The sequence below is a fragment of the Duganella flavida genome (genome assembly GCF_009857445.1).
Taxonomy (GTDB): domain Bacteria; phylum Pseudomonadota; class Gammaproteobacteria; order Burkholderiales; family Burkholderiaceae_D; genus Rugamonas; species Rugamonas flavida.
The window spans coordinates 153,403-173,965 of sequence record NZ_WWCN01000009.1 but is presented as its reverse complement, the minus strand read 5'-3'; the positions used below and the strand labels follow the sequence as shown (position 1 = coordinate 173,965).

At 60.5% G+C, this 20,563-nt stretch carries 18 protein-coding genes and 1 other RNA gene; 10 read left to right on the top strand and 9 right to left on the bottom strand.

The window, feature by feature from the left end:
* Position 1: 1 nt before the first annotated feature.
* From GTP46_RS15845 to dgoD, 3 genes are read right to left on the bottom strand one after another with little or no spacing between them, the layout of a single operon-like run.
* A complete protein-coding gene (locus tag GTP46_RS15845) occupies positions 2–973 on the bottom strand; it encodes an arabinose ABC transporter substrate-binding protein (RefSeq protein ID WP_161007601.1) in 972 nt (323 codons plus the stop codon).
* 31 nt (positions 974–1,004) lie between these two features.
* A complete protein-coding gene (locus GTP46_RS15840; RefSeq protein WP_161007600.1) occupies positions 1,005–3,536 on the bottom strand; it encodes a beta-galactosidase in 2,532 nt (843 codons plus the stop codon).
* A 60-nt stretch (positions 3,537–3,596) separates the two neighbouring features.
* Positions 3,597–4,745: a galactonate dehydratase gene (gene dgoD, locus GTP46_RS15835; protein ID WP_161007599.1), complete on the bottom strand. Its 1,149-nt coding sequence runs from the start codon at positions 4,743–4,745 to the stop codon at positions 3,597–3,599.
* Between the two features lie 228 nt (positions 4,746–4,973).
* On the opposite strand from dgoD, the gene GTP46_RS15830 reads away from it, so the two are divergent.
* The 8 genes from GTP46_RS15830 (at position 4,974) to GTP46_RS15795 (ending at position 13,938) form a co-directional block, all read left to right on the top strand.
* Entirely contained in the window at positions 4,974–5,891 is a 918-nt protein-coding gene (locus GTP46_RS15830) for an SMP-30/gluconolactonase/LRE family protein (protein ID WP_229258967.1), read from the top strand.
* Positions 5,892–5,949: 58 nt separating this feature from the next.
* A complete protein-coding gene (locus GTP46_RS15825) occupies positions 5,950–6,918 on the top strand; it encodes a LysR substrate-binding domain-containing protein (protein WP_161007598.1) in 969 nt (322 codons plus the stop codon).
* 138 nt (positions 6,919–7,056) lie between these two features.
* Positions 7,057–9,666, top strand: coding sequence for a TonB-dependent receptor (locus GTP46_RS15820; RefSeq protein WP_161007597.1), 2,610 nt, complete (start codon positions 7,057–7,059; stop codon positions 9,664–9,666).
* Between the two features lie 81 nt (positions 9,667–9,747).
* Positions 9,748–12,546, top strand: a complete 2,799-nt coding sequence (gene galA / locus GTP46_RS15815; RefSeq protein ID WP_229258966.1) for a beta-galactosidase GalA — start codon at positions 9,748–9,750, stop codon at positions 12,544–12,546.
* Positions 12,547–12,637: 91 nt separating this feature from the next.
* On the top strand, positions 12,638–12,880 hold the full coding sequence (locus GTP46_RS15810) for a hypothetical protein (protein ID WP_161007596.1): 243 nt from the start codon (positions 12,638–12,640) through the stop codon (positions 12,878–12,880).
* Positions 12,877–13,188 carry a cell division protein ZapA gene (locus tag GTP46_RS15805; RefSeq protein ID WP_161007595.1) on the top strand — a complete coding sequence of 104 codons (312 nt, stop codon included), beginning with the start codon at positions 12,877–12,879 and terminating at the stop codon, positions 13,186–13,188. Before GTP46_RS15810 ends, GTP46_RS15805 begins: the two co-directional genes overlap by 4 nt.
* 47 nt (positions 13,189–13,235) lie before the next feature.
* Positions 13,236–13,416, top strand: a non-coding RNA gene (gene ssrS, locus GTP46_RS15800) — 6S RNA.
* Between the two features lie 63 nt (positions 13,417–13,479).
* Positions 13,480–13,938 carry an EVE domain-containing protein gene (locus GTP46_RS15795; RefSeq protein ID WP_161007594.1) on the top strand — a complete coding sequence of 153 codons (459 nt, stop codon included), beginning with the start codon at positions 13,480–13,482 and terminating at the stop codon, positions 13,936–13,938.
* On the opposite strand, the gene lgt is transcribed toward GTP46_RS15795, so the two are convergent.
* Both lgt and GTP46_RS15785 read right to left on the bottom strand, forming a co-directional pair.
* Positions 13,922–14,779, bottom strand: a complete 858-nt coding sequence (gene lgt, locus GTP46_RS15790) for a prolipoprotein diacylglyceryl transferase (protein ID WP_161007593.1) — start codon at positions 14,777–14,779, stop codon at positions 13,922–13,924. The two genes, GTP46_RS15795 and lgt, sit on opposite strands and share 17 nt — an antisense overlap.
* Positions 14,773–15,669, bottom strand: coding sequence for a LysR substrate-binding domain-containing protein (locus GTP46_RS15785; RefSeq protein ID WP_161007592.1), 897 nt, complete (start codon positions 15,667–15,669; stop codon positions 14,773–14,775). Before GTP46_RS15785 ends, lgt begins: the two co-directional genes overlap by 7 nt.
* A 126-nt stretch (positions 15,670–15,795) precedes the next feature.
* On the opposite strand from GTP46_RS15785, the gene ilvD reads away from it, so the two are divergent.
* Positions 15,796–17,658 (top strand): dihydroxy-acid dehydratase, encoded by a 1,863-nt coding sequence (ilvD, locus tag GTP46_RS15780; protein ID WP_161007591.1) that lies wholly within the window; start codon positions 15,796–15,798, stop codon positions 17,656–17,658.
* Between the two features lie 66 nt (positions 17,659–17,724).
* On the opposite strand, the gene GTP46_RS15775 is transcribed toward ilvD, so the two are convergent.
* Positions 17,725–17,946 carry a TIGR04438 family Trp-rich protein gene (locus GTP46_RS15775; RefSeq protein ID WP_092274971.1) on the bottom strand — a complete coding sequence of 74 codons (222 nt, stop codon included), beginning with the start codon at positions 17,944–17,946 and terminating at the stop codon, positions 17,725–17,727.
* 91 nt (positions 17,947–18,037) lie between these two features.
* Between GTP46_RS15775 and GTP46_RS15770 the strand changes: the two genes are divergently transcribed.
* On the top strand, positions 18,038–18,358 hold the full coding sequence (locus tag GTP46_RS15770) for a c-type cytochrome (RefSeq protein ID WP_161007590.1): 321 nt from the start codon (positions 18,038–18,040) through the stop codon (positions 18,356–18,358).
* Positions 18,359–18,392: 34 nt separating this feature from the next.
* Here the strand turns inward: GTP46_RS15770 and GTP46_RS15765 are convergent, their stop codons facing one another.
* The 3 genes from GTP46_RS15765 to GTP46_RS15755 all read right to left on the bottom strand — a co-directional run bounded on the left by GTP46_RS15765 (position 18,393) and on the right by GTP46_RS15755 (position 20,509).
* Positions 18,393–19,526: a branched-chain amino acid ABC transporter substrate-binding protein gene (locus GTP46_RS15765; RefSeq protein WP_161007589.1), complete on the bottom strand. Its 1,134-nt coding sequence runs from the start codon at positions 19,524–19,526 to the stop codon at positions 18,393–18,395.
* A 174-nt stretch (positions 19,527–19,700) separates the two neighbouring features.
* On the bottom strand, positions 19,701–20,081 hold the full coding sequence (locus GTP46_RS15760) for a DUF2486 family protein (RefSeq protein ID WP_161007588.1): 381 nt from the start codon (positions 20,079–20,081) through the stop codon (positions 19,701–19,703).
* The gene (locus tag GTP46_RS15755; RefSeq protein WP_161007587.1) at positions 20,078–20,509 is read right to left on the bottom strand and encodes a DNA polymerase III subunit chi; all 432 of its coding nucleotides are present in this window, start codon (positions 20,507–20,509) and stop codon (positions 20,078–20,080) included. The genes GTP46_RS15760 and GTP46_RS15755 overlap by 4 nt, the downstream gene beginning before the upstream one ends.
* Positions 20,510–20,563: the final 54 nt, after the last annotated feature.

Sequence of the window (20,563 nt, the reverse complement as noted above, 5' to 3'; positions counted from 1 at the left end):
ATCACAGGCCCATCGCTTTGCGGACCTCGGCCTGATTGGCGCGGGTCATCAACATACCTTTCGTCAGTACTTCCGCCGGCGGCGTGGCTTTGCCGTTGATCCAGTTGACCAGGTTGACGGAGGTTTGATAACCGTGCTCCTTCGCGCTGATCAGCACCGAACCAAAGAAGGCGGTGACTGCTGGCTTGTTCAGTTCATTTTCTGCTGCTTTGGCGCCGCCGATGCCGATGCCGATCATGCTGTCGGCCTTGATGCCGCGGCCTTCAGCAGCACGTACAGCGCCCAGCACCGCTTCATCGTTCAAGCCAACGGCGACCCAGTATTTGAACCTGGCGTTCTTGGTCAGCGCAATATTGGCGGCGTTGAAGGCGTTCTCGGTATCGGTCTTGGCTTGCGGTGCGTCGATGATGTTTGCGGCCGGGAAGCCGGCGGCTTTCAGCGCGTCGATGGCGCCCGTGGTACGTTCTTTCGCAGTCGGCAGCTGGTCGTAGGCGACGCGAATGGCGCCCACGTCGGCCATATTCCACTTGCGTGCCTTGATTTCGGCGATGATGCCTTCGCCGACCTGCTTGCCGATCTGGTAGCCGGAGATACCCATGTGCGGGATCGATTCAATCGGCTTGCCGCTGCCATCTACCAGACGGTCGTCAACCGAGACGACCTTCAGGTTATTGCGTTTGGCGGCGCGCTCGATGGCCTTGCCCAGTTTGACGTCGGGCGCGCAGATCACAAAGCCTTGGGCTTTTTGCGCGGCGAGATTGTCGATGGCGGCCATCGTCTTCTCGCCGTTGGGGATGCCGATCTTCACCAGCGCAAAGCCTTTTTCTTTGGCGGCCACTTCGGCGTAGCGCCATTCATCCTGAAACCACGGTTCCTCCGCCTGCTTGACGAGGAAGCCGATTTTTACCGGGTCAGCGGCGTGGGCGAAGGTCACGGCGCAAAGCGCCGCAACTGCCAGCAAGGTACGTTTCATGTTGAGTCTCCATTGTGGTATTCATATTTTTTTATGGGGTGATACGTAGTTGATACACCGGGATCACGGTCACGCCGCGCACGGTTGCCATCTGTTGTTCGCTGCCGAAGTTGGGGCGTGCCTCTTTAGGCAGGTAGATCGGGGCGTCTGCGCGCAGCGGCAGCACGGAGACGGTCAGTGGCTGGTCGAGCAGCGCCGCTTGCTGGCGCAGGCCGAATTGCCATTGATATCCGCTGTAGTACCAGTCGTCCAGCAGGCGGGTGCCGGAGTACAGGCGGCCGATGTCGCCGACGAAGTCGATTTGCAGCAGGGCGTCGTCGAGGCCTTTCAGCTGTTCGCGCGGGATGTTGATTTGCCATGCAGCAGCGGCTTTGAAGTTTTCCGGCAGCGGCTGGATTGCTGCTTTGGCGGTGCCGCCGATGGTGATCGGCGCGGCCTCCTGTGCGGCGCGCGTTTGCGTGATGCTGGCTTTTACTTCGTGGCTTGGCAGAACAGCTTCGAAGGCCTGGAAGATGCCATCGTTACCGGTTGCGCGCACGGCCACGGGCGCGGACTGCGCGTCGCTCGCCGCACCGGTCGCGCGGGATGCAGTGGTCCATGCGGCGGCAGTGGTGGTGGCTTTTGGCGCGCTGGTCAGCGCTGGATAGACCGCGAAGCGGAATTTGCTATCGCCGACGGAGCGCAGTTGCAGCGCGTTGCCGTCCACGTAGGCCTGGTCTGCCGACAGCAGCAGGCGGCGTTGGCCGGCCAGCTGCACCACGCTCAGTTGCTGCGATTGTTCAGTCGTCAGCACGACGATGGTCAATGGTCGCTTGCCGTCGCGCTGCACGGTGACGGCGGCGCCAGCACCCGGCTGCACGCCGGTGACCAGCGTCTTGCCAGCCACCGTAGCGATTTGCGCGCCCGGTGCGCTGATCTTCGCGCCAGCATCGAACGACAGCTCGACTGGCACATTGGCGCTGGCGGCGAATACCGCGACCACGCCTGCCTTGCCTTGATCCAGCAGCGTCAATGGCTGCGCGGTGGCGTAGTCCAGATTGGTGCCATCCAGATCCAGATTCAAAGGCCAGATGAAGTACGCACCATCGGCGATATCAACCGGCTTGCTTGGCAGCGTAACGCTCTGGCCTTGCAGCTTGACCGCAAACTGCGTCGCCTTCTGCGCCGCCATCGGATACTGGCGCACGTGATTATTCACAAACAGGAAACCACGATCACCTTCACTGCGTACTGCAAAGCGCGCAGTCGCCAGATCATCCGGCGTCGCTGGCGATACTGCCGGCTTGCGTACCGTCATCGGCGCCAGGCGCGAACCGAAATCGTGCAGGAACAAATGATAGGGACGCAGTTTCTCCAGCACCTTGCGCTGCTGGCCATCCGGGCCAAGTGGCGCCTGGAAGTCGTAGCTGATCATGGTGGTGTCGTTATAGCCGCCACTGAGCGTGCTTTCTTCCATGCCCGAACCGCCGAGGCTCAGCGGATTGCGGCCGCCGTGGAACATGTAATAGCCCATCAGGTTCACGCCGGAGCCCAGTTGCACCGGCAGCATGGACGCGATATCGTCCGCCGATACCACCGTGCGGCGGCGATACATGAACGGCAAACCTGCGCCGTATTCAGCGCCGAGAAATGGCGTTACATCCTTGTCGGTTTCCGCAGTACCCGGCGCATGTGCCGCAGTCTGCGCACCAAGGTCGCCACTGACGCGCGTGTCGAAGCGGAAGGCGTAAGTCTCTTTTGGTGGCAGCTCTTTGGTGCTCACACCCCAAGGCTCATCAGGATAGCCGCCGAACACCGGCGTCACTTCGCCAGTCGGATAAATCGTGCCGTCCCAGCCCGTCACGGTGTAATAAGGGACATCCATGCCCGCCTTCAGCGCCAGCTTTTTCAGCGCAGCGATGTGGGCGATGCCTTTGCCGGGACCATCGATGTTGTATTCGTTTTCAAGCTGCACGCCAATCACGCGGCCGCCGTCTTTCCACAGCTGGCCTTTCAGCTGCTGGCCGATCTGGCCATACAGGCGCTCGACGAATACCATGTACTGCGGATCATTAGAGCGGGTTGGCATCGAATTGACCACCCAATCCGGCACGCCGCCGTAACGCACTTCCGCGTGCGCCCATGGACCGACGCGCACCACTACATCCAGGCCGGCCTTGGTGGCCAGTTGCACAAAGCGGCGCAGGTCGCGGTTGCCCGACCAGTTGAATTGTCCTTCCACTTCCTCGTGATGATTCCAGATGACGTAGCTGGCAACGATGTCGATGCCGGCCGCCTTCATCTTGCGCAGCTCTGCTTCCCACTGCGTAGCGGGCGTGCGGGTGTAGTGGAATTCGCCCATCACCGGCAGCCACGGGGCGCCGTTGCGGGTCAGGTAGCGGGCGTTGGCGCCGAGCGTGTCGCCGTTGGGAGCGACAGCGCTACCGAGACGCAGCGCAGCTTTCAGTGGTGCAGGAGTAGGGGCGCTGGCATCGATGGTCAGCGTATCGGCGCCAACGGCGCCTGCCGCCAGGACGCCAGCGATCAGCGCCGCGCGAGTTTTGCGGCGGAAGGGAATGGCCATGCGTGTCTCCGGATATTTTTTATATTATTTAGCTGATTATTTGCTTATCTGCTTATTTGCTTACCATTCGGCGACGCTGCCATCTTCGTGACGCCAGACTGGGTTGCGCCAGTCAGGAGCGTTCTTGCTGGCTTCGATCACGCGCTCTTCGTCTACCACCACGCCCAGGCCTGGTTTCGGCAGCGGGTTGCAGAAGCCATCGACGATCTTGAAGTCTTCCTTGTTCACCACATAGTCGAGCAGTTCGCCGCCCTTGTTGTAGTGAATGCCCATGCTTTGCTCTTGCAGCACGGCGTTGTACGACACGAAGTCGACGTGCAAGCAGGCTGCCAGCGCCACAGGACCCAGCGGGCAGTGCGGCGCCAGCGTGATGTCGTAGGCTTCGGCCATCGATGCGATTTTCAGGCACTCGGTGATGCCGCCAGCGTGCGACAGGTCCGGCTGCACGATCGACAGGCCACCGGCCGCAAACACGTTCTTGAATTCGAAACGCGAGTACATGCGTTCACCCGCGGCCAGCGGGATGGAGGTCATCTCGGCCAGGCGAGGGTAGTATTCTGCCTGCTCGGCCAGCACCGGTTCTTCCACGAACAGTGGGCGGAACTGTTCCAGCTCGCGCAGCAGGGTCTTGGCCATTGGTGCGGCCACGCGGCCGTGGAAGTCCAGGCCGAATTCGATGGTGGTGCCGAAGGCTTCGCGGATTTCAGCGACGCGGCGCACGGCTTCATCGACCTTGGCCGACGTATCCAGCATGCCCAGTTCCTCGGTGCCGTTCATCTTGAAGGTATTGAAGCCGCCTTTTTGCAGCGTGCGGATTTGTTCGATGATGTCGGACGGACGATCGCCACCCACCCAGCTGTACATCTTCATGCGGTCGCGCACCAGGCCGCCCAGCAGTTCGTACACGGGCTTGCCCAGTACCTTGCCTTTGATGTCCCACAGCGCCTGGTCGATACCGGCGATGGCGCTCATCAGGATGGCGCCGCCGCGGTAGAAGCCGGCGCGGTACATGGTCTGCCACAGGTCGTTGATGCGCGATGGGTCCTGGCCGATCAGGTACGGTTCCATTTCCTGCACCGCCGTCTCTACGGTGCGGGCGCGGCCTTCGATGACCGGTTCACCCCAGCCGACGACGCCTTCATCGGTTTCGATTTTGAGCAGCATCCAGCGCGGTGGAACTCGGTAGGTCGTCAGTTTAATGATTTTCATAGGATCGGATCAGGGTGAGGATGGTTCAGGGAACAGCGCTCAGTCTAAGCCCGGTCGCTAGACTGGAAATATGATTAATTCGTAAGTACCCATATCAATATCAGATAGCTGATTGGCTCGCCCTGCTATTCGATAACGGCATGGCTGGAGGTGGTTTATTCATAGCTGTAGCGGATGGCCCTCGCTTAGACTGGGAACTGTCAAAAATCGCCCTCCAGGACTGCTCGAATGAATTCCGCCAGCACCACCGTCGCTTCCACTCCCGGCGTCATGTTAATCCGGGTTGGACAGGCTGGTTGCGCGCTGCGCTGGGACGCGGCAGCGCAATGCTGGCGTTGGCCGGATCCGGTCGGCAGTCAGCTGTACGCATGGCCGGCCCCGCCCGCCATGCCGAGCGGCGTGCGTATGCTGGAAAGTGCCTGTGTGATGGCGTGCGCCAACTCTGGCCGCATGTTGCTGGGATTGGGCAAGCGTCTGGGGATCGTCGAATTGCCGCAGCAGGGGCAGCCGAGCCGTCCGCTACAGGCGCAGGTGCTGGTCACCATCGACGCCGCCGAGCCGCGCACCAGCATTAGCGACGGCTGTACCGACCGCCATGGCAATTTCGTCTTTGGCACCGCCAACACCGGGCAGGACAAGCGTCCAATCGGCAGTTTTTACCAGTATTCGCAGCGCTACGGCCTGCGCCGACTGGCTTTGCCGACGGTGGTGGCTGCCGCCAGCATTGCCTTCAGCCCGGATGGCCGCCGCATGGTGTTTGCCGACGCCACGCTGGGTGTCATCATGCAATGCGACTACGAGCCGGAGCGGGCCAAGGTCAGTCATGTGAAACTGTTTTCAGAATTGCTGGAGCAGGGCGCCGGCGCCGCCATTTTCGACCGCGACGGCAATCTGTGGAGCGTGCAGGGCGGCGTGCTGGTGCAGTACGGCGGCGATGGCGACGTGCTGCAGCAGATTTCGCTGGCGCGCGAGACGGCGGCCAGCGTGGCTTTCGGCGGGCCGGATCTGGACCAGCTGCTGGTGCTGGGGGCGCAGGGCGGTCTGTACGGCCTGCCGCCCGATCTGCTCAAGGGACTGACTCCCGGCCTGGCCGATGCCTTGTTTCTTGATAGCGGGAGCGCTTCCACAGGCGGTTCGCAGGCGTAACGGTGATTGACGCTGCTCCGGCCCCCATTTATGATGGGCAATCAAACCTATCACCCATATGACAGATTCCCGCTCGGACCGCTTTGTTCGTTCCCACCTGAAAACCCGTCACCTCGTCTTGCTGGTTGAACTAGGCCGGCATGGTTCGATTGCCCACGCGGCGCAAGCAGCCAACCTGACGCAACCCGGTGCATCCAAATTATTGGGTGAGCTGGAGCACGCGCTCGGGGTGCAGTTGTTCGAGCGTTTGTCGCGCGGCGTGTCGCCGACCTGGTACGGCAAAGTGCTGATCCGCCGTGCCGGCGCGGCGCTGGCGGAGATGGATGCGGCGCATCAGGAAGTGATGGAACTGTTGTCCGGCCTGCGCGGCCGCGTGGGCATCGGCACCGTGCTGGCGCCGGCCACCGGTTTGGTACCGAAGGCGATCAACCTGCTCAAGGGGCGCCACTCGCGCGTGCACGTGGCGGTGAATATGTCCACCAGCAAAGTGCTGGTGGAACGCCTGCGCAGCGGCGAACTGGATCTGGTGGTGGGCCGCATCCTCGATACCGAGGCGGCCGATGAGCTGAATTTCGAACCGCTGACCGACGAGCCGCATCTGCTGATCGCGCGCGCCAGTCATCCACTGATGGACCGCAATGATTTAAAGCTGGAAGACTTGATGGAGCAGTGCTGGATCCTGCCGCCAGCAGGCTCCATCCTGCGCGACCGCTTGACGGCGCTGTTCCTGTCGCATGGTCTTGAGCAGCCGGCAGAAACTGTCGAAACGCTGGACATGCCCGTCGTTGCTAGCCTCCTGCTGAATAACGACATGATCGTGGCGCTGCCTGCGGAAGCCGTGCAGCCCTATCTCGATGCAGGTTTGCTGAAGGTGCTGCCGTTCGATCTGGGCGTCAGCATGGATTCGTTCGGCATTGTGACGCGCAAACGACACCAGCTCTCGCCTGGCGCCGATGCGATGCTCATCGCGCTGCGCGACGCTGCAGCCAGCATCTACCCTCACTATCGCGCTCCAGCACAAGGTTGATCAGGTTCGTGATATACGAACTTGGTATGGCCCAAACTAAATTAGCTATTGGTTTGTAAATTCGTGTTTCGTTAGCATCCGGTTATCCGTCCACATCTTCACCAGAGACGGGACAAATACAAACACTGGAGATGCACAATGAAACATAAAAAAATGAGCTGGCTGATCGCCACGCTCTTCACTTCCCCTCTGATCGTACAAGACGTCCTGGCGCAGGAAGCTGCTGCCGCCGACGGCATCCAGCAGGTCAACGTGACCGGTATTCGCGCTTCGGTGCGCAATGCGCTGGCGGCCAAGGAAGCCAACAACAGCATCGTTGAAGTCATTTCGTCGGAAGACATCGGCAAGCTGCCGGATACCACCATTGCTGAATCGCTGGCGCGTCTGCCTGGCCTGTCGTCTGGCCTGGACCGCGGCAACGCATCGCAGATCGTGGCGCGCGGCATGGGCCCACGCTTCATCGGCGCTACCTTGAACGGCCGTGAGCTGGCATCGTCGGAGCCTAACCGCGCTGTGCGTTTCGAGCAGTTCCCATCGGAGTCGCTGAGCGGTGCTACCGTCTACAAAACGCAGCAAGCAGATTTGACGGAAGGCGGCATTGCCACCACCATCGACCTGCAAACCGTGTCGCCACTGAAGGTGACCGGCCGCCAGGTTGTGCTGCGCGCGGATGGACTGTACTACCCGCTGGCCAAGGATATTCAGGGTGCGAGCAAGACCGCACCGCGTGTTGGCGGCGTTTTCATCGACCAATTCGCCGACAAGACCATCGGTGCTGCGCTGGCCTTCAGCTACCAGGACCAGCCTTCGGTGCAGAAGAACAAACGCCACTGGGGCTTCAACGAAACCAATTCGGTTGACGTGACCGGCGACGGCAAGATCGATAAGCTGCCATGGGGCTTCCAGGACGAAGCGCGCCAGGGCAAGGACAAACGCGCCAGCGTGCTGGGTAAAGTCGAGTGGAAACCGAACAGCGATGTGCTGATCACCGCCGACACCTACTACGCGGAAGCGAAGCTCAAGGAACGCGGCCTGCAGCACTGGGTTGACGGTCTCGGTAACTGGGATGGCTACAACTCGGCCAACTACAGCAACCTCGATGTACGCAACGGCTATGTAGTCGGCGGCACCATCAAAAACGCCACCCTGGTCACCAACGATTTTATCTATGACCAGATCACCAGCGTGGCCGCCACTGGCTTGAACGGCAAGTTCAACGCCGGCGACTGGAAGATCGACGCTGACCTGTCCAATTCCCACGCCGGCCGTGGCAGCCAGTGGCGCGACCTGCGCCAAAGCGCTTACAACGTACCAGTCACCTGGTCGTTCCCTGGCGACGAAGTGCAGAACTACAGCTTCGGCATCGATAGCGGCAAGGTATCCAACTTTGGTGCGCCGACCCTGTACATCGATACTGACGGCCATGTGAATGACAAGCTGAATGCAGCGTCCCTGAGCGCATCGCGTGCCATCGACAGCAGCTTTATTAACCGCATCAAGGTCGGCGTGCGCGCCACCGATCGCGAGAAGAGCTACCATCAGACCACGTGGACCTTGTCGCCAAAATCGGCTATCCCGGATTCGGCTTACGAGACCATCAACGTCTCCGGCTATCCAGCCTTCATCGGCCTGAAAGACTGGGACAGCACCATCGCCTCCGCTTTCGGCGGCAACGCTTTCAACCCGAATGGCCAAACGCAGGAAGCCTGGCAGATCCAGAACGACTTGCTGGCTGGCTGGAAGGTCAAGGAGCGCAGCACGTCGGCCTTCGTACAGGGTGACCTGGATGGCGAAGCGCTGGGCAAGACCTACCGTGGTAACGTCGGCGTGCGCCTGGTGCACACCAAGCAAACCGGCTACGGCGCGCAATCGATCAACGGCGCGGCGGCTACTCCTACCGAAGGCGGTACCTCGTACAGCGAGATCCTGCCTAGCCTGAACTTGATCTTCAACCTGGATGAAGCGCAAGAACGCCAGGTGCGTTTCAGCGTGGCCCGCGCCATGTCGCGTGCACCGCTGGATGAAATGCGCGCTTCGCGTAACCTGAGCCTGAGCACCACGGACACCAGCCAGCCGATCACCGGCAGCGCCGGTAATCCTGGCCTGAAGCCGATGATGGCGAACCAGGTTGACCTGTCGTACCAGTGGTACTTCAGCAAAGGTGCGCTGCTGTCGGCTGGTGGCTTCTACAAAAAAGTCACCCGCTACATCGCCATCGAAAGCGACACCACCACCATCAATGGCCGCACTGCGACCATCACCCGTTCGGTGAACGGCGAAGGTGGTGATATTCGCGGTCTGGAGCTGGTGTACCAGCAGGCATTCACTTCGCTGCCAGCACCGTGGGATGGCCTGGGTATCTACAGCAGCTATGCCTACACCACCAGCAACATCAAGGAACAGACTCCGGCTACCAACCCGTATCCGATCGAAGGCCTGATGAAGTCCAACGGTGGCGTGACTGTCTGGTACGAGAAAGCTGGCTACGAAGCCCGCCTGTCGGCCAACTATCACAGCAAGTTTGCGCGTAACCCAACCTGGGGTGCCGGTCAGCTGATCATGAACGAAGCCGAGACCTATCTGACGCTGAACCTGTCGAAGCAACTGACGCCTAATCTGCAACTGCGCTTCGGCATCGACAACCTGACCAACCAGAAAGCGGTCTACACTAGCGCCAACATTCCGGGACAGCAGGAAGTCACTGAGTTCGGCCGCCGCTACAACCTGGGGCTGACCTTCAAGCTGTAAGCACGCGTTAATCCTTTTATCGTGGTTTGCGGAGTGGTGCGTGATGGCGCTACTCCGCTTTTTTTATTTGGGAGCCCGATTTTGAAAACAAGACTGATCGCTACTGTCCTGCTGATGCTGGCCTGCGCGGTGGCCACCGCCGCACCGCGCGAGCGCCTGTCGCTGGATCGCGGCTGGTTGTTCCACCAGGGCGATATCGTCCAGCCGCCTATCGTTGGACACGAAGAATCCTACGGCAACGCCAAAGCCGGTAGCGCCGGCGGTGCGGCCGGCAATGAATACGATGACTCGGACTGGCGCCGTCTCGACCTGCCGCATGACTGGGCGGTGGAAGGTCCGTTCGATCCTAAGGCCAATGTCTCGCAGGGCTATCGCCCGCGCGGCATCGGCTGGTATCGCCGCTACCTGAAAGTCGATGCGGCCGATCGCGGCAAGCATTTCGAATTGCAGTTCGACGCCATCGCTACCCATGCCACGGTTTGGGTCAACGGCAATGTGGTCAACCGCAACTGGTCGGGTTACAACGCCAGCTACATCGACATCACACCTTACCTGCGCTACGGCGATGCGCTGAACACCATCGCCATCCGCGTTGATGCGGAAGCGATGGAGGGCTGGTGGTATGAGGGCGCGGGCATGTACCGCCACAGCTGGCTGGTGAAACGCAGTCCGCTGCACGTGGTGACGGATGGCGTGCACGCCACGCCGCGCCAGGGGAAGGACAAGCAGTGGAGCATCCCGGTGGAAGTCACGCTGAATAACAGCGGCAAGACGGCTGGCGATGTGATCGTGGAAGTGACCGTGTACGACCCGTCGGGCAAGCAGGTGGTGCAGCGCACGGCGCCGGCGCGCATCGGCGTGCTTGCTACCAGCGCGGTGCAAGTGCCGGTTACGATCAATAATCCGGCCCTGTGGTCGATCGAGAAAACTAATCTGTATCGCGTGACCACGCGTGTTCTGCAAGCTGGCAAGGCGACTGATGAAGTCTCGCTCAACACCGGTTTCCGCACCATTCGCTTCGACGCGGCGCAAGGTTTCTTCCTGAATGGCGTGCACCTCAAGCTGCAAGGCGTGTGCATTCACCAGGATCACGCCGGCGTCGGTGTGGCGGTGCCGGATTCGGTGTGGGAGTATCGCCTGCGCCGCCTGAAGGAGATGGGCGTGAACGCGATCCGCTTCTCGCACAACGCACCTGCGGCGGAAGTGCTGGACATGGTGGATCGCATGGGCTTTGTGGTGATGGACGAGAACCGCAACTTCAATCCATCGCCGGACTACATGAAGCAGCTGGAGTGGATGGTCAAGCGCGACCGCCATCATCCGGGCGTGGTGCTGTGGTCTGTGTTCAATGAAGAACCGGTGCAGGCCAGCGAAGTTGGTTACGAAATGGTGCGCCGCATGTCGGCTGCCGTGAAGGCGCTGGACGATACGCGCCCGGTCACTGCCGCCATGAACGGCGGCTTCCTCACCGAGCTGAATGTGTCGCACGCGGTGGACGTGGTGGGCGCCAACTACCAGGTGCCGGACTACGACAAGTATCACAAGGCTTATCCGAACAAGCCGTTCACCAGCTCTGAAGACACCTCGGCCTTCATGACGCGCGGCGAGTACAAGACGGTGCCGTCGAAAAACCTGATTGCCAGCTATGACGACGATGCGGCGCAGTGGGGCAACACGCACCGCGACGCATGGGAGGCGATCGACACGCGTCCGTTTGTGGCGGGCGGTTTCGTGTGGACCGGCTTCGATTATCGCGGCGAGCCTACGCCGAACGACTGGCCTGCAGTCAGCTCGGTATTCGGCATTATGGATTTGAACGGCTTTGCCAAGACTGCGTACTACATCCACCAGGTACAGTGGATCAAGGACAAACCGCTGATCCATATCGCACCGCACTGGAACTGGAAGCAGGGTGAGAAGGTGCGCGTGATGGTGATGGCCAATGTCGAAACCATCAAGCTGCTGCTGAATGGCCGTGCGCTGGGCGAGCAAAAAGTAGATCCATACCGCATGAACAATTTCGAGGTCGCGTTCGAGCCGGGCAAGCTGGAAGCCATTGGCTACAAGGGCGGAAAGGAAGTGGTGCGCACTGCGGTGGAAACCACTGGCGCGCCGGTCAAGCTGGAGCTGGTGCCGGACCGCGCGCGACTGGCGGGCGATGGCTACGATGCCATGCCGATTACCGTGCGCGCGCTGGATGCGCAAGGCCGTGCGGTGCCGCTGGCGGACAACGAAGTGACCTTCGCCGTCACTGGCGGCGGCCGCTCCATCGGTCACGGCAACGGTGACCCGAATTCGCACGAAGACGAGAAGGGGGCTACGCGCCGCCTGTTCAACGGCCTGGCACAGGTGATCGTGCAGACCAGCTACGACAGCAGCGAAGCCATCACAATCAGCGCCACTGCGCCCGGCCTGCAAGCCGCGCAAGTGACGCTGCCAGTGGATAAGGTTGCGGCCATCCCGTATGTCGCGCATGCCGATGCACCGTTGACCTTTGTGCGCAACTGGCGCATCGCGCCGGAAGGCGACCTGCGTCCGGATCCGAACCAAAAGCTGGCCGGCTTCGACATGAATACCTGGGGCTGGGGATCGCCGCCGATGTGGGCCGCTCCCGGCAGCAAGTACCACCTGTACCGCGCCAGCTTCACGCCGCGTAAAAATCTGGCAGATGGCAGCGGCCGCATTCGCTTCGCCTCCATCAAGGGCAAGGCGGAAATCTGGCTCAGTGGCCAGTTGATCGGCAAGAAGGACAGCTACGCCGCCGCGCCGCTGGACGTCACGCTGCCGGCCGGCGCAGGCAAGCGCGAGCTCAATGTGCTGATTGAAGCGGAAGCGGGACAGGGCAGCGGTATTGAAGGCCACGTCACCATTGAGCCTTGATTGTTGGTAAGCGGTAAATAAATCGCGTGCTTGTTGTGCGCAAACACGCGATTCGGTTGACGGCATCCCGCCCGCTCCCTATAGTGGCGGGATGATTTCCGAATTCCAAGACCTCTCCGACAAAATCGACCAGCTGGCTGAAATGACCGCCGCGCTGCGCCGGGAAAATGCGCAACTGCGCCAGGCCAATGCCGCTCTTGTGGTGGAGAACATGGGCTATCAGCGCCGCCTCGGCGAAGCCTCCGGCCGTCTCGAAGCCCTGCTGGGATCCATCCCGGGGCTCGAGAGCGCCGAAACCGATGACAAGCTCCCAGAAAACGAGGACGCACAATGATCCATCTGGATGTGACTATCCTGGGCCAGGCCTACAAGCTGGCCTGCAAAGAGGATGAAGAAGCGGCGCTGCGCAAGGCGGCTGCTTTCGTGGACCGCAAGATGTGCGCGATCCGCGACGCTGGTAAAGTCAAGGGCACCGACCGTATCGCCGTCATGGCGGCATTGAGCATGGCCGGTGAATTTCTGTCGGTGAAAGCACCACAAGGTCCGTTGTCTGACATGTCAATGTTGGAAGTGCAGACCAAGATGGCCGCCATGCACAAAGTGCTGGATGCCGCGCTGACGCCGCAAGAAGCGCTGTTTTAATTTGTAAATCAGCCTTCCTTTGCAGCGCACAAAAGAGTAAACTCTGTTCTACCCTGCGGTGTTCGAGACTTGTCATATATTCCTTGAACCATTTGTTTGCACCGGTCGTGGAAATTTGTTCGATGGGCGAGAGCGTCGCTAGTCCGATGAACCCGAAATTGAACTAACCGTGACCACCTGAGCCTTTTAGGTTCGGGATGCCGGCAAGACGGCACATGCGGGGCCTTATATCTAAAGAAGCGGTTGTTAGCATGTGAATGCGCAGCCGCTTTTTTTCGTCTGGAGAATCCGATGCAATATTGGTTAATGAAATCCGAGCCGGATGAAGTAAGCATTGATGATGTTATGGCATCGCCCAATGAAACCACCGCGTGGTTCGGAGTGCGCAATTACCAGGCTCGCAATTTCATGCGCGACCAGATGCAGGATGGTGACGGCGTATTGTTCTACCACTCCAGCTGCCCGGAGCCTGGCATTGCCGGTCTGGCGCAAATCGTCGGCGGGCCGTACCCGGACGCCTCGCAATTCGACAGCAAAAGCAAATACTACGACGCCAAGGCCACGCAAGAGCAGCCGCGCTGGGTTTCGATTGATGTGCAAGGCACGCAGAAAACGCGCCTGTTGTCGCTGGCGGAGATGCGGACCATCCCCGCGCTGGAAGACATGATCGTGCTGCAGAAGGGCAGCCGCCTGTCCATCACGCCGGTCACGCCGGCGCAATGGAAAGCCATCGTCAAGCTTTTGAAATGATTGGTGCTGTGCCGCGCTGGCGTACTTTGTAGGCCCACACCAGCATGATGATCGCGCCGATAATCATCGGCAGCGACAGCGCCTGCCCGGAGGTGATCGGCACGCCGGCAATCACGCGCTCCCAGTCCGGCGTGCGGAAGTACTCGGTGAAGAATCGCGCGCAGCCATACAGCAGGGTGTAGAACGCACCGACCGCCAAGCGTGGACGCTCCTTGCGCGAGTACAGCCACAAAATCACAAACACGATCAGGCCATCAATCAGCAGCTGGTACAGCGGCGATGGATGGCGCAGGCCTTGCAGGAACACCGGGTCCGGGTGCAGCGGGTAGCGGGTGTCTGGCCACAGCATGGCCCATGGCAGCGATTGATCGCTCACCACGCGGCCCGGCAGTTCGGCGTTGATGAAGTTACCGAGGCGGCCCGCTGCATAGCCCAGCGGCACCAGCGGCGCGATGAAGTCATACACGTCCAGCAGGTTGCGGCCTGCCTTGCGCGCCCACACGGACATGGCAATCAGCACGCCGAGGAAGCCGCCGTGGAAGGACATGCCGCCGTGCCAGACCTTGAAGATTTCAATCGGATCGGAGAAGTATTTGAGCGGTTCGTAGAACAGCACCTCGCCCAGGCGGCCGCCGATGATCACGCCCATCATGCCGTAGAAAAGCATGTCGTCCAGGTCTTCCTTCTTCCACTGCTGCGCGGCGATGTGCGGCTGCTTGATGCGCACGCGGCCCAGCGCGATGAACAGCGCAAAGGCCAGTACATACATCAGGCCATACCAGTGGATGGCGACTGGGCCCAGTTGCAGGGCGATGGGATCGGGCATCGGGTGTATCAGCATAGAGTGCTCTTTCTTAGTAATTCCAAAAATCCGTGCAGGACCGGCGATGCATTATCGCGCCGCCATGCCAGGCCGGTTTCGACCAGCGGCGTGGCGTCGGCCAGCGCCCGGTATTCTACCCCGGTCCGCATCAGGTTGGAGACGGACTGCGGCACCAGCGCCATGCCGATGCCCGCCGAGACCAGGCTGACGATGGTTTGCATCTGGATCGCTTCCTGCCCGATCTGCGGCGTGATGCCGGCTTCGCGGAACACGGACAGGATGGCGTCGTGCAGCGCCGGCGCAATCGCGCGCGGGAAGATGATGAGCGGGAGCTGCGGTAGTGCGTTCAGTTTTAGTTTGCCCTTTTTCTTCAGTGCGGGCAGGCCGGAGGGCAGCGCCAGCACCAACGGTTCGTTCAGTACCGGCAGGTAGTCCAACTCCTGCTTGGCCTTGTCGGGCAGCGGTGGGATCAGCAGGCCGGCGTCGATGCGGTTGTGCAGCAGGTCGTCCAGCTGCAGATCGGAGGTGGCTTCCTGCAGCGTGATCTGCACCTGCGGGAAAGCGGTGCGGTAGGCACGCAGGAAGGGCGGCAGCACGCTGTAATCGGCCGAGGAGACGAAGGCCAAGGTCAGGCGGCCGACTTCACCGGCAGCGGCGCGCTGCACCAGCTGCGGCAGTTCCTGCGCCTGCGCCAGCATGCGGCGCGCTTCCGGTAGCAGGGCGCTGCCGGCCGGCGTCAGCGCCACGCCGCGCCGGTTACGCTCGAATAGGGCGGCGCCCAGTTCATCTTCCAGTGCCTGGATGGTCTGCGACAGCGGCGGTTGCGTCATGTGCAGGCGCAGTGCGGCCTTGCCGAAGTGGAGTTCTTCGGCCACGGTGACGAAGTAGCGGAGCTGGCGTAGTTCCATATGGTTAACTATGTAATTTATTCGCTGTGATATTTTATACGACTCACAGTATCGGGAATCATATATTTGACAGGGTGGCAGGGTAGTCGCACACTCTTAGGCTAGCCTTACCATTGGAGAATCATCATGCCGCAATACCGTTCCCGTACCACCACCCATGGCCGCAACATGGCCGGCGCACGTGCCCTGTGGCGCGCCACCGGCATGAAAGATGGCGACTTCGATAAACCGATCGTCGCCGTGGTCAACTCCTTCACGCAGTTCGTGCCGGGTCACGTGCACCTGAAGGACCTGGGCCAGCTGGTCGCGCGCGAGATTGAAAAAGCGGGCGGCGTGGCGAAAGAATTCAACACCATCGCCGTCGATGACGGTATCGCCATGGGCCACGGTGGCATGCTGTACTCGCTGCCGTCGCGCGACCTGATTGCCGACTCGGTGGAGTACATGGTCAACGCCCACTGCGCCGATGCGATGGTCTGCATCTCCAACTGCGACAAGATCACGCCTGGCATGCTGATGGCTGCCATGCGCCTGAACATCCCGGTGGTGTTCGTGTCCGGTGGTCCGATGGAAGCGGGTAAAGTGGTCAAGGTCGTCAACGGCGGCCAGAAGATTATCAAGCTGGATCTGGTCGATGCCATGATCAAGGCCGGCGACGCTACTGTCAGCGATGCCGACGTGGCCGAGATCGAGCGCTCCGCATGCCCGACCTGCGGTTCGTGCTCCGGCATGTTCACCGCCAATTCGATGAACTGCCTGACCGAAGCTCTGGGCCTGTCGCTGCCGGGTAACGGCACCGTGCTGGCGACTCACTCCGACCGCGAACAGCTGTTCCTGCGCGCCGGCCGCCTGATCGTGGAACTGGCCAAGCGCCACTACGAGCAAGACGACTACACCATCCTGCCGCGCTCCATTGCCACCAAGGCAACCTGGGAGAACGCGATGGCGCTGGACGTGTCGATGGGCGGCTCGACCAACACCGTGCTGCACTTGCTGGCCGCAGCGCACGAAGCGGGCGTGGACTTCACCATGGCCGATATCGATCGTATCTCGCGCAAGGTTCCATGCCTGTGCAAGGTGGCGCCGATGACGGACAAGTACCACATTGAAGACGTGCACCGCGCCGGCGGCATCATCTCGATCCTGGGTGAACTGGCGCGCGCCGGTTTGCTGGATACCTCACGTCCTACCATCCACGCGCCAACGATGGGCGAGGCGATTGAGCGCAACGACATCAAGCGCAGCGACGATCCTGCCGTGCACCAGCTGTTCCGCGCAGCGCCGGGCGGCGTGCCGACGCAGGTGGCGTTCTCGCAATCGGAGCGCTTCGCATCGCTGGATCTGGACCGTGCCAATGGCTGCATTCGCGACAAGGAACATGCGTATTCGCAGGATGGTGGCTTGGCTGTCTTGTACGGCAATCTGGCGGAGAAGGGCTGCATCGTCAAGACGGCCGGCGTAGATGAAAGCATCCTGAAGTTCAGCGGCAAGGCGCGCGTGTTTGAATCGCAGGATGCTGCGGTTGAAGCGATCCTCGGCGACACCGTGCATGAAGGTGATGTGGTCATCATTCGCTACGAAGGCCCGAAGGGCGGTCCTGGCATGCAGGAGATGCTGTACCCGACTTCGTACATCAAATCGAAAGGCCTGGGCAAAGCCTGCGCGCTGTTCACGGATGGCCGCTTCTCGGGCGGTTCGTCGGGTCTGGTGATTGGCCACGCTTCGCCGGAAGCGGCGGAAGGCGGCGCGATTGGCCTGGTGGAAGAGGGCGATATGATTGATATCGATATCCCGAACCGCACCATCAACCTGCGCATCAGCGATGAGACGCTGGCGGCACGCCGTGCAGCGATGGAAGCCAAGGGCGCCGATGCATGGCAGCCGGTGAACCGCGAGCGCTACGTCTCGCAAGCGCTGCAAGCCTACGCCGCGCTGACCACCTCTGCCGACCGCGGCGCGGTGCGCGACCTGTCGCAGCTGCGGAAGTAACCTCGTCGTCCCCGCGTACGCGGGGATCCATACTCAGCATGGGCTCCCGCTTTCGCGGGAGTGACGCTACTTTTTGTCGAAGGTTTTGCTGACGCGGGCTTTGCGGCGCTTTTCGTCTTCGTTGTGGGCTTTGCGCTTGTCGAAGCCCAACATCGGTTCCAGGAATTCAAACCACAGGAATGCGACCACCATCAGGGCGCCGATGGCCCACCAGGATAATTCAGCAAACTTCCACACTTCAAAGTAGCGCAACGCAACCAGAGCGACGATCAACAGGATCAGTGGCATGATTTCCTCCTTTGCCTCCATCTTACAAGTAATATGGAAAAAAGCGGTAGAATGACCGGTGAATTTTAGTTGCACTCACTTGGAGAATACAATGAAACGATATGTGATGATGGTTGGGGTAGCACTGGCATCGGCCTTCGCTTCGCAAGCAGCGATGGCGGATGCGGGCCTGGACCTGGCCAAGGCCAAGAACTGCATGACCTGCCACACGGTCGCCACCAAAGTGGTTGGCCCGGCTTACAAGGACGTCGCCGCGAAATACGCCGGCCAGAAAGACGCTGAAGCCAAACTGGTTACCAAGGTGATGAAGGGCGGCAGCGGCGTTTGGGGCGCGATCCCAATGCCAGCCAATAACCAAGTGAGCGAGGCGGAAGCCAAGACCCTGGTGAAATGGGTCCTGTCGCAGAAATGATCTGACGAAAAAAAAGCGCCCTAGGGCGCTTTTTTCATTTGATCACTTCTATTTTCGTTTTCTTGCCGTCGGTGTAAGTGAACAAGGTCAGTGCGCCATCCTTGATGTCGCCCTTGTCGTCAAACGCAATCAGGCCGGTTACGCCCTGGTACTTGATCTTCTGCAGGAACGGCAGGTACTTGGCCGGTTCCGCCGATTTGGCTTCCTGCATTGCAGTGGCCATCGTCATCACAGCGTCGTACACATACGGCGAGTAGATCTGCACGTCGGCGTTGTACTTCTTCTTGTAGCGCGCGACAAAATCATCCATCCCCTTTTGCTGCTCGGCGCTGACGCCGCCCGCTTCCGCGCAGGTGACCACGCCATTCGCAGCCGCAGTGCCGGCCAGCTTAGGCAGCGATTCGGTGCAGATGCCGTCGCCGCCCATGTACTTGGCGTTGATGCCCAGTGCCTTCATCTGGCGCAGCAGCGGGCCGCCGACCGAGTCCATGCCGCCGAAGAACACCAGGTCCGGATTCTTGGCTTTAATCTTGGTCAGGATGGCGTTGAAGTCGGTCGCTTTATCGTTGGTGAATTCTTTGGTGAACTCAGCGTTCGGTGCGGCCTTCTTGGCGGCTTTGATGAATTCATCAGCCACGCCCTGGCCATAAGCGGTGCGGTCGTCGATCACGGCGATCTTCTTCGCGCCCAGCTTAGTGATGGCGTAGTTGCCCAGCGAGCCGCCCAGCTTGGCGTCGTTGGCGACCACGCGGAACGCCGATTTAAAGCCTTGCTGGGTGTATTTGGTCTGGGTGGTGGCCGGCGAGATTTGCGGGATGCCGGCGTCGTGATAAATCTTGGAGGCGGGGATGGAGGTGCCGGAGTTCAGGTGGCCGATCACGCCGTTGACTTTGGCGTCGACCAGCTTCTGCGCGACTGCCGTGCCTTGCTTCGGATCGCTGCCGTCGTCTTCCAGTTGCAGCACGAATTTGACTGGCTTGCCGTCGATCTTGAAGCCTTTTGCATTCAATTCCTCGACTGCCATTTTGGCGCCGTTTTCATTGTCCTTGCCGAGGTGTGCTGACGGACCGGAGACAGGGCCGACGTGGCCGATCTTGATCACTTCTTGCGCACCAGCGCTGCCAGCAAAGGCCAGGGCGATGGCGAGAGGAATGAATTTGAACTGCATGTGACAATCTCCAAAGTTGTATGCAAGGCCACCAAGGTACAACAAATTGTTGACGGCGCAAAGCGACAAACTGGAGGTTTTGGTCTTTTTTGGAGCGTTTCCCTGATTTGAGGCAAGGATGCTTTAAGGAGGTGCGGTCCGCGCACCATGATGGGTACGCGGACGCAAGGAGGCTTACTTTTTCTGCGCTTGCAGATGGGTCAATTCCTGTGCGACGGCGCGCGAGACGATCTTCTCGATGGTGTCGTGCAGGCCGATGCGGATTTCGTTGGTCAGGTCATGCAGGGCATGGCTCAGTACTTCCGCCATGCTGTCCTTGATGCGCTGCTCCAGCACGAAATCTACACGCGACTGCAACTGGTGCATGATGCGGGCTGACAGGCGATGCTCCATCACCGCCCATTCCGCTTCAGTCCAGCCGTCGATGGCGGCGGCTTCCAGTTGCGCGGCAGCTGAGGCCGGTGGCGGGGTCGTGGCCGCCTCGTCGCTCAGCGGTTCCGCTTTCAATACTTCCGTCAGTACAGGGATACTTGCGTCAAACGATGCTTGGCTCATGATTTTCCTGCGACAAAGTGGGTAAGTGGATAGTCTTGCTGCTTGTATGCGACATAACGCTTGCGGCCAGCAGCCGCATCATCCTCTTGCGAGGAAATTACTTCGATCATGCGCGCAAATTGCGTCACATTGCGTGGCGCGCGTTGCGACAAATTGACCAATAATTCTTTGTGCGTGTGTGGTAATTCCGCCTCATCCGAGTCCGTCAACAGGATCGGCGTCTGTGCCGCCAGTTCATCCGTGACGAGCACGTGCGGCAGGTAATCGGTAGCGGAAAAGTCCCACATTGCTGCGTTAAGTTCTGCCAGTTGCGCGCTATCTTCCGTCAACAGCACCACGCGGTTGTTGGCAGCCCAGGCCTTGCGCACGAGGCGGCAGGCGTAGGCTACTTTATCCGGTACATTGGTGTGGAAGTCGATGCGTGTCATGGTGAATCCAGTGTATGCGAAAACGCCGCAGGCCGCTGGCACCGAGTTTGCTAC

Excerpts from the sequence above, each read along its gene's own strand:
- GTP46_RS15845 (WP_161007601.1), bottom strand. The coding sequence starts at position 973 with ATGAAACGTACCTTGCTGGCAGTTGCGGCGCTTTGCGCCGTGACCTTC.
- GTP46_RS15840 (WP_161007600.1), bottom strand. The coding sequence starts at position 3,536 with ATGGCCATTCCCTTCCGCCGCAAAACTCGCGCGGCGCTGATCGCTGGC.
- dgoD (WP_161007599.1), bottom strand. The coding sequence starts at position 4,745 with ATGAAAATCATTAAACTGACGACCTACCGAGTTCCACCGCGCTGGATG.
- GTP46_RS15830 (WP_229258967.1), top strand. The coding sequence starts at position 4,974 with ATGAATTCCGCCAGCACCACCGTCGCTTCCACTCCCGGCGTCATGTTA.
- GTP46_RS15825 (WP_161007598.1), top strand. The coding sequence starts at position 5,950 with ATGACAGATTCCCGCTCGGACCGCTTTGTTCGTTCCCACCTGAAAACC.
- GTP46_RS15820 (WP_161007597.1), top strand. The coding sequence starts at position 7,057 with ATGAAACATAAAAAAATGAGCTGGCTGATCGCCACGCTCTTCACTTCC.
- GTP46_RS15810 (WP_161007596.1), top strand. The coding sequence starts at position 12,638 with ATGATTTCCGAATTCCAAGACCTCTCCGACAAAATCGACCAGCTGGCT.
- GTP46_RS15805 (WP_161007595.1), top strand. The coding sequence starts at position 12,877 with ATGATCCATCTGGATGTGACTATCCTGGGCCAGGCCTACAAGCTGGCC.
- GTP46_RS15795 (WP_161007594.1), top strand. The coding sequence starts at position 13,480 with ATGCAATATTGGTTAATGAAATCCGAGCCGGATGAAGTAAGCATTGAT.
- lgt (WP_161007593.1), bottom strand. The coding sequence starts at position 14,779 with ATGCTGATACACCCGATGCCCGATCCCATCGCCCTGCAACTGGGCCCA.
- GTP46_RS15785 (WP_161007592.1), bottom strand. The coding sequence starts at position 15,669 with ATGGAACTACGCCAGCTCCGCTACTTCGTCACCGTGGCCGAAGAACTC.
- ilvD (WP_161007591.1), top strand. The coding sequence starts at position 15,796 with ATGCCGCAATACCGTTCCCGTACCACCACCCATGGCCGCAACATGGCC.
- GTP46_RS15775 (WP_092274971.1), bottom strand. The coding sequence starts at position 17,946 with ATGCCACTGATCCTGTTGATCGTCGCTCTGGTTGCGTTGCGCTACTTT.
- GTP46_RS15770 (WP_161007590.1), top strand. The coding sequence starts at position 18,038 with ATGAAACGATATGTGATGATGGTTGGGGTAGCACTGGCATCGGCCTTC.
- GTP46_RS15765 (WP_161007589.1), bottom strand. The coding sequence starts at position 19,526 with ATGCAGTTCAAATTCATTCCTCTCGCCATCGCCCTGGCCTTTGCTGGC.
- GTP46_RS15760 (WP_161007588.1), bottom strand. The coding sequence starts at position 20,081 with ATGAGCCAAGCATCGTTTGACGCAAGTATCCCTGTACTGACGGAAGTA.
- GTP46_RS15755 (WP_161007587.1), bottom strand. The coding sequence starts at position 20,509 with ATGACACGCATCGACTTCCACACCAATGTACCGGATAAAGTAGCCTAC.